The 5288-nt window shown below is 71.5% G+C and carries 4 protein-coding genes; 3 read left to right on the top strand and 1 reads right to left on the bottom strand.

Features of this window, described 5'->3' with window-relative positions; all coding sequences use genetic code 11:
* Positions 1-203: 203 nt before the first annotated feature.
* Positions 204-1157: an aldose epimerase family protein gene (locus ACSNOD_RS27960; RefSeq protein ID WP_436769857.1), complete on the bottom strand. Its 954-nt coding sequence runs from the start codon at positions 1155-1157 to the stop codon at positions 204-206.
* A gap of 798 nt (positions 1158-1955) precedes the next feature.
* On the opposite strand from ACSNOD_RS27960, the gene ACSNOD_RS27955 reads away from it, so the two are divergent.
* Genes ACSNOD_RS27955 through ACSNOD_RS27945 form a run of 3 tightly spaced genes read left to right on the top strand, consistent with a single transcriptional unit; the run spans position 1956 to position 5109 of the window.
* Complete coding sequence (locus ACSNOD_RS27955; protein ID WP_436769856.1) at positions 1956-2681, top strand: TauD/TfdA family dioxygenase; 726 nt, start codon at positions 1956-1958, stop codon at positions 2679-2681.
* 57 nt (positions 2682-2738) lie between these two features.
* A complete protein-coding gene (locus ACSNOD_RS27950) occupies positions 2739-4313 on the top strand; it encodes a pyridoxal phosphate-dependent aminotransferase (RefSeq protein ID WP_436769855.1) in 1575 nt (524 codons plus the stop codon).
* Complete coding sequence (locus tag ACSNOD_RS27945; protein WP_436769854.1) at positions 4306-5109, top strand: BtpA/SgcQ family protein; 804 nt, start codon at positions 4306-4308, stop codon at positions 5107-5109. Before ACSNOD_RS27950 ends, ACSNOD_RS27945 begins: the two co-directional genes overlap by 8 nt.
* Positions 5110-5288: the final 179 nt, after the last annotated feature.

The following is a 5288-nucleotide window of genomic DNA, read 5'->3' as shown; positions in this document are numbered from 1 at the left end:
CGGCGGCTGCTGTCCATGCGGCGCTCGGGGACCGGCAGACCGTACCGCTCGGCGGTGTGGGCGTCCGAGGCGCACAGCAGCGCGTGGACGTCCTCGGCGCTGCCGGCCCGTTCCCAGGTGAGGGCCGGTGCGAGATGGGAGCTCATGGGGGAAGCCGTTCGTGTCCGTGGGGTGGGTGCTCGCTGCGGACGGTGGTCCGCGGGTCAGCGGACGGAGAAGACGTACCGCGTGGTGGCGGTGTAGGTCTCGCCGGGGTCGAGCCGCGCGGAGGGGAAGTCGGGGCGGTTGGGGGCGTCGGGCCAGGCGCTGGGCTGGAGGCACACCCCGGCCCGGGGCGGGTGCAGCGCGTCGCCGGTGTAGACGCCCATGCCGCTCTGGTCCGTGGAGAGGCGCAGGTGGCGACCGGATGCCGGGTCGTGGAGGTCGGCAGCCCAGGACCGCGGGTCGTCCAGTACGTAGAAGTTGTCCACGCGCAGCTCGCCGAGCGGATCGGCCCCGGTGAGGTGGAGCGGGGTGCCGGTGACGGGGGACGGCGGTCCGGGCAGGGGCACCTGGTCCCCGTCGAACCGCAGGGCCCGGGTGGCGTTGACGGCGAGGTGGTGCCGGTCCGCGGTCCGCCCCGTGCCGGCGCCGGCGCCGGCGAGGTTCCAGAAGGTGTGGTTGGTCAGCCCGACGACGGTGGGCGCGGTGGTGGTCGCCCGGAACGCGACGGTCAGGGTCGTCTCGCGATCGAGCCGGTAGACGGTCTCGACGTGCAGGTCGCCGGGGTAGCCCTGGTCCCCGTCGGGGCTGTCCAGGGCCAGGGTGAGGGTGACGTGGTCCTCGGTGCGCTCGGTCCCCGCCTCCCGCCACACCAGCCGGTCGAACCCGTGGGTGCCCCCGTGGAGGTGGTGCGGCCCCGCGTTGCGGTCCAGGGTGTGCCGGACCCCGTCCAGGGTGATCGTGCCGTGGGCGACGTTGCGGCAGAACCGGCCGACCGTGGCTCCCACGTAGGCGTTCGTGTCCCGGTCCGCGTAGTCGGCCAGGGTCGGTAACCGATGGGCGACGTTGTCGGAGTGGCCGTCGCGGTCGGGGACCCTGACTTCCACGAGCGTCGCCCCGTAGGTCCAGACGACGATGTCCGTCCCCTTGCCGTCGCCGAGTGTGTAGGCGTCCACCGGAACGGCGGGCCGGCGCGCGTTTCCCGGCGTCAGGCCCACGAACTCGCGGTGTATGTACAAGAGTCCCCCACATGCGACTGTCGAAGAACTGCGCGATGAACCGGCGGAAGAGGATTCGGCACTCCTCCGCGCATCGGCACGTGGATTGCGACCCATCGTGCGCCGCCCTGGGCAACTGGGCTCCAGGTGTGCAGGCGCACCCTTGGCCGATCGAGGTGCGACGGCGACGCTATCGCACTCCCGAAAGATCCGGAAGACCTTCCACCGGGCATTGCGGTGTTGCCCCGGAGCACGGGGGCGACGGTCGGGCAATGGCCAAACGGAAAGCGTGTACCCGGTGTTCGCGAGGTTATTCACGGCCACTTCCGACCGCCTCACGGTCATTGCTTCCGCACTGCGGGGTAGACATGTCCATGTCCTGTTCCGGCGATGCCCACCGGAAGCGCGGTGGCGTGTTTTCATGCCGTCGGAGCCACTCTCGGGAAGCGCGGAAAAGCAGACCGCACCAGCCTTTGCCCCCGCTGACTTCCCCTGCCCACCCGGCTCCCACCTGCCGCGATCGCGCCAACCAACTCCAATTGGTAGTTACAGGTATTGACATCCGCCGCAGCCGCCGTGGAAGGTGGCGCCTGCTATGCCGTGTGAGCCAGTTAGGGGACGTGCACGTTGAGCAGTGGCTGTTTTGCCGAGAGAGCGACCGACGGTCACTTAAGGCTCCGCAGCGAGTTACTCGAGACGGATGCCGCGACCACACTCCAGCCCAACATCCGCCCTCCTTCCGGCGCGCGTACCGACGTGCTGGCGGATTCGCTTCGCGAAAGACTCGCCGCGGACGGATACGCCCTGCTGCATCTCGACGAGCCGTTGTCGACCTCCGACTACATTGCGGTGGGAAGGCGCCTCGGCGAACCCATGCCGGAGACCGACGCGGCGGTACTGCCGTATGTCGAGCAGGGCGTCATGCTGAATCTGGTCGCCGCCGCCGGGAAGACCTCCGACGCTTCCCTGCAACCTTTCGCCACCAACTTCCTGACCCTGCACACCGAGGGCAGCACCCGGCGTCCCGAGGAGCAACCGCGCTACATCGTGCTGATGTGCTGCGAACCGGGGATCAGCACGTCGGCCCGTACGGTTCTCGTGCCCATGGCCGAGGTCCTGCGGCGCCTGTCGCCGCACGACGCCGAGCTGCTGGAGCGGGTCCGCTACCGCGCCTTCGAGGGCGCTCCCCCGCTGCTGCGGGACGTCCGCGGCACGCCGGTCTTCTCCTTCCGCGACTTCCACACCCAGCCGCTGGAATGGCTCCTGGACGGAAGCGACGACGAGGCCGAGGACGTCGGGCCGGCCCTGCGCCGCCTGCTGACCGCGATGTACGCACCCGGCAGCGCCCGCGCGGTCGAGTGGCGGCCCGGCATGCTCGTCGCCATCGACAACCACCGCTTCTTCCACGGCAGGACCGCCGGCGACGGCCGCGTCCCGGAGACACCCCGGCACCTGAAGCGGCTGCGTCTTCTCGAGCGGTAGGGCCCGCCCGCGCTCCGGTACCCCACCCCACCCCATGCGAACGACTCTGGAGCCTCAGTGGAACTCTTCCGCCATCCGCTGCCGCAACGATGTTTCAGCCTTCCGGCCGAGGCTGTCGCACCCACCGCTCCGGCGCATCCCCTGACCGGCGGAGACCCGCTCTTCCTGCCCGGTGTCGACGACAGGATGCTCGACGTCTACAACCGGGCGGTCGACCCCCGGGACCCCTTCGAACTGCGCGACCTGTGGCTGGGCCGCGTGGACGCCGAATCGGGCGACCACGCCGCCCGCCCCTGGATGGCCGACCGGTGGCGTGCCAGCAGGGTGCGGCGCGGCACCACCCCGGAGGAGGTGCTGGCGTCGCGGACCACCGTGCGGTTCATCAAGGAGCTGTTCAACTTCTTCTTCCGCGACGACCTCTACGGCGACCTCCGGTCCGACAGCCACCTGATCCTCTCCGGGGGCGCCGTGGACGAGGAGGAGTGGGGCCTTCCGGAAGTCCTCAAGGAGTGCGTCCGCTACGCCCTGGAGCGCGACTGGTACGGCTACTCCGACTCCTGCGGACGGATGCAGGCACGGGAAGCGGTGGCCGCGTACGAGAGCGCCAGAATCCCCGGCGCCGGCTACGAGGCGGGCAACATCGCCCTCACCATGGGCGGCACCGTGGCGGTCAGCAGCATGGCCGACTTCATCATCTCCCGCTCCGGACCGCGGTCCGCGCCCGCGCTGTGCGCGACGCCCAACTACCCGCCCCTGGTGGAGTCGATCGCCTGCCGCACGGACACGCGCCTGGTGCCGCTGGCGGCCCAGGACGGCCGGATGTCCGTGGAGCCGCTGCTGACCGCGCTGTCCCCGGACACCCCGCTGGTGCTGCTGCAGACCGCCGCGAACCCCACCGGCGCCGGCGTCGACGAGGCGGACCTGGTCCGGCTGGTGAACGCGCTGCCGCCCACCACCCTGATCCTCCTGGACGAGTGTCACGAGTGGCTCGGACCCGCGAACCGGTTGTCGCCCGCGCGCGCGGCGCGCAACGTCGTACGGATCTCCAGCCTCTCCAAGCACTGGTCGGCACCCGGCATCAAGGCCGGCTGGGTCACCGCCGACAGCGACCTGATCACCGAGTACTACGAGTACGCCTCCACCCACTTCGGCGGTCCGGCCTCCTTCTTCTACACCCTCATCGAGGTGCTGGCCCGGATGGAGCGCTGGCGCATCACGGGGCTGCGGGCCGTCGGAACCGAGCAGGTCCGCGAGTTCGAGGACTCCTACGGCCTGACCACCGACCGGCTCCAGGCCGCGTACGACAACTACGCCACCGAGCGGAACGCCCGCGAGAACGGCCTGCTCCTGCTCCGCGAGGCCACGCACGCGCGCCTGTCGGAGTTCGCGACCGCCATCAGGCCCCACTACTCGATCAACACGGCCGTGACCATGCCCGGTTGGGACGACTCCTACCGGTGCTTCCGCGACCTGCTCCGCGAGACGGGGGTGTCCACCTACCCCGGCATCCTCAACTTCTGCTTCTCCGGCGGAGTCGTCCGGCTGACGTCGGCCCGCCGCTGGCAGGACATCGACGCCGCCATCAGCCGCCTGGGCGCCTACGCCGGCAGCGGAGTGGTGCGCCATGGCTGACTTCCCGCGCCGGGGCGGCAGGACGGTCATCGGCATGGTCCACCTGCGGCCGCTGCCCGGCACCCCCTTCCACCGGGACGGCAGCCTGGCGGAGACCGTGGACAGCGCGGTGCGGTCGGCCCTCGCCCTGGAGCGGGGCGGCGCGCACGGGTGCCTGATCCAGACGGTCGACCGGGTCTACAGCGTGGCGGACGAATCGGACCCGGCACGGACCGCCGCCATGGCGTTGGTCGCCGACGCCGTCGTCCGCGCCACCGGCAGCGACTTCCACGTCGGCGTGCAGATGATGCGCAACGCCGTGAGCGCGTCCCTGGGCGTGGCGAAGGTGACCGGAGGCTCGTTCGTGCGTGTCGGCGCGCTGGTCGGGCAGACGCTCTCCCCGCACGGCATGGTCACGCCCGACCCGCTGCGCGTCATGGCCTACCGCCGGAGCATCGAGGGGCAGGACATCGGCGTCATCGCCGACATCGACTCGATGCACTTCTCCTGGTTCGGCGGCGGGAAGACCACGGCCGAGGTGGCGAAGGCCGCCCGGTTCGCGGGCGCCGACGCCGTCTCCCTGTGCCACCCGGACGACGACACCACCCTCCGCATGATCGACTCGGTGCGCGCGGCCGCGCCGGACCTGCCCATCGTCCTGGCCGGGCACACCCACCACGGCAACGCCGCCCGGCTGCTGGCCGCCGCCGACGGGGCGTTCGTCGGAAGCTGCCTGGAGGGCGACGGATGGGGCAGCGAGATCGACGCCGCACGGGTGGAGGCGTACATGGACGCCGTACGGCAGATCCCGCGGTGACGTCGCCGCTCCGTCCGCCGTGGGCGCCCCGGCCCGCTCCGTACACCCCGGCGCCGGGCCCCGCCTCGTACACCCCGGCGTCGCGCCGCGCCTCGTACACCCCGGCGCCGCGCACCGCCCGGCCCGGTCGCCTCCCGCACGAAGGGTGCCTGCCATGACCCATCGGTCCCCCACCGGCC

The organism is Streptomyces sp. URMC 123, assembly GCF_051386515.1.
Lineage (GTDB): Bacteria > Actinomycetota > Actinomycetes > Streptomycetales > Streptomycetaceae > Streptomyces.
This window is presented reverse-complemented; position numbering and strand designations above follow the sequence as displayed.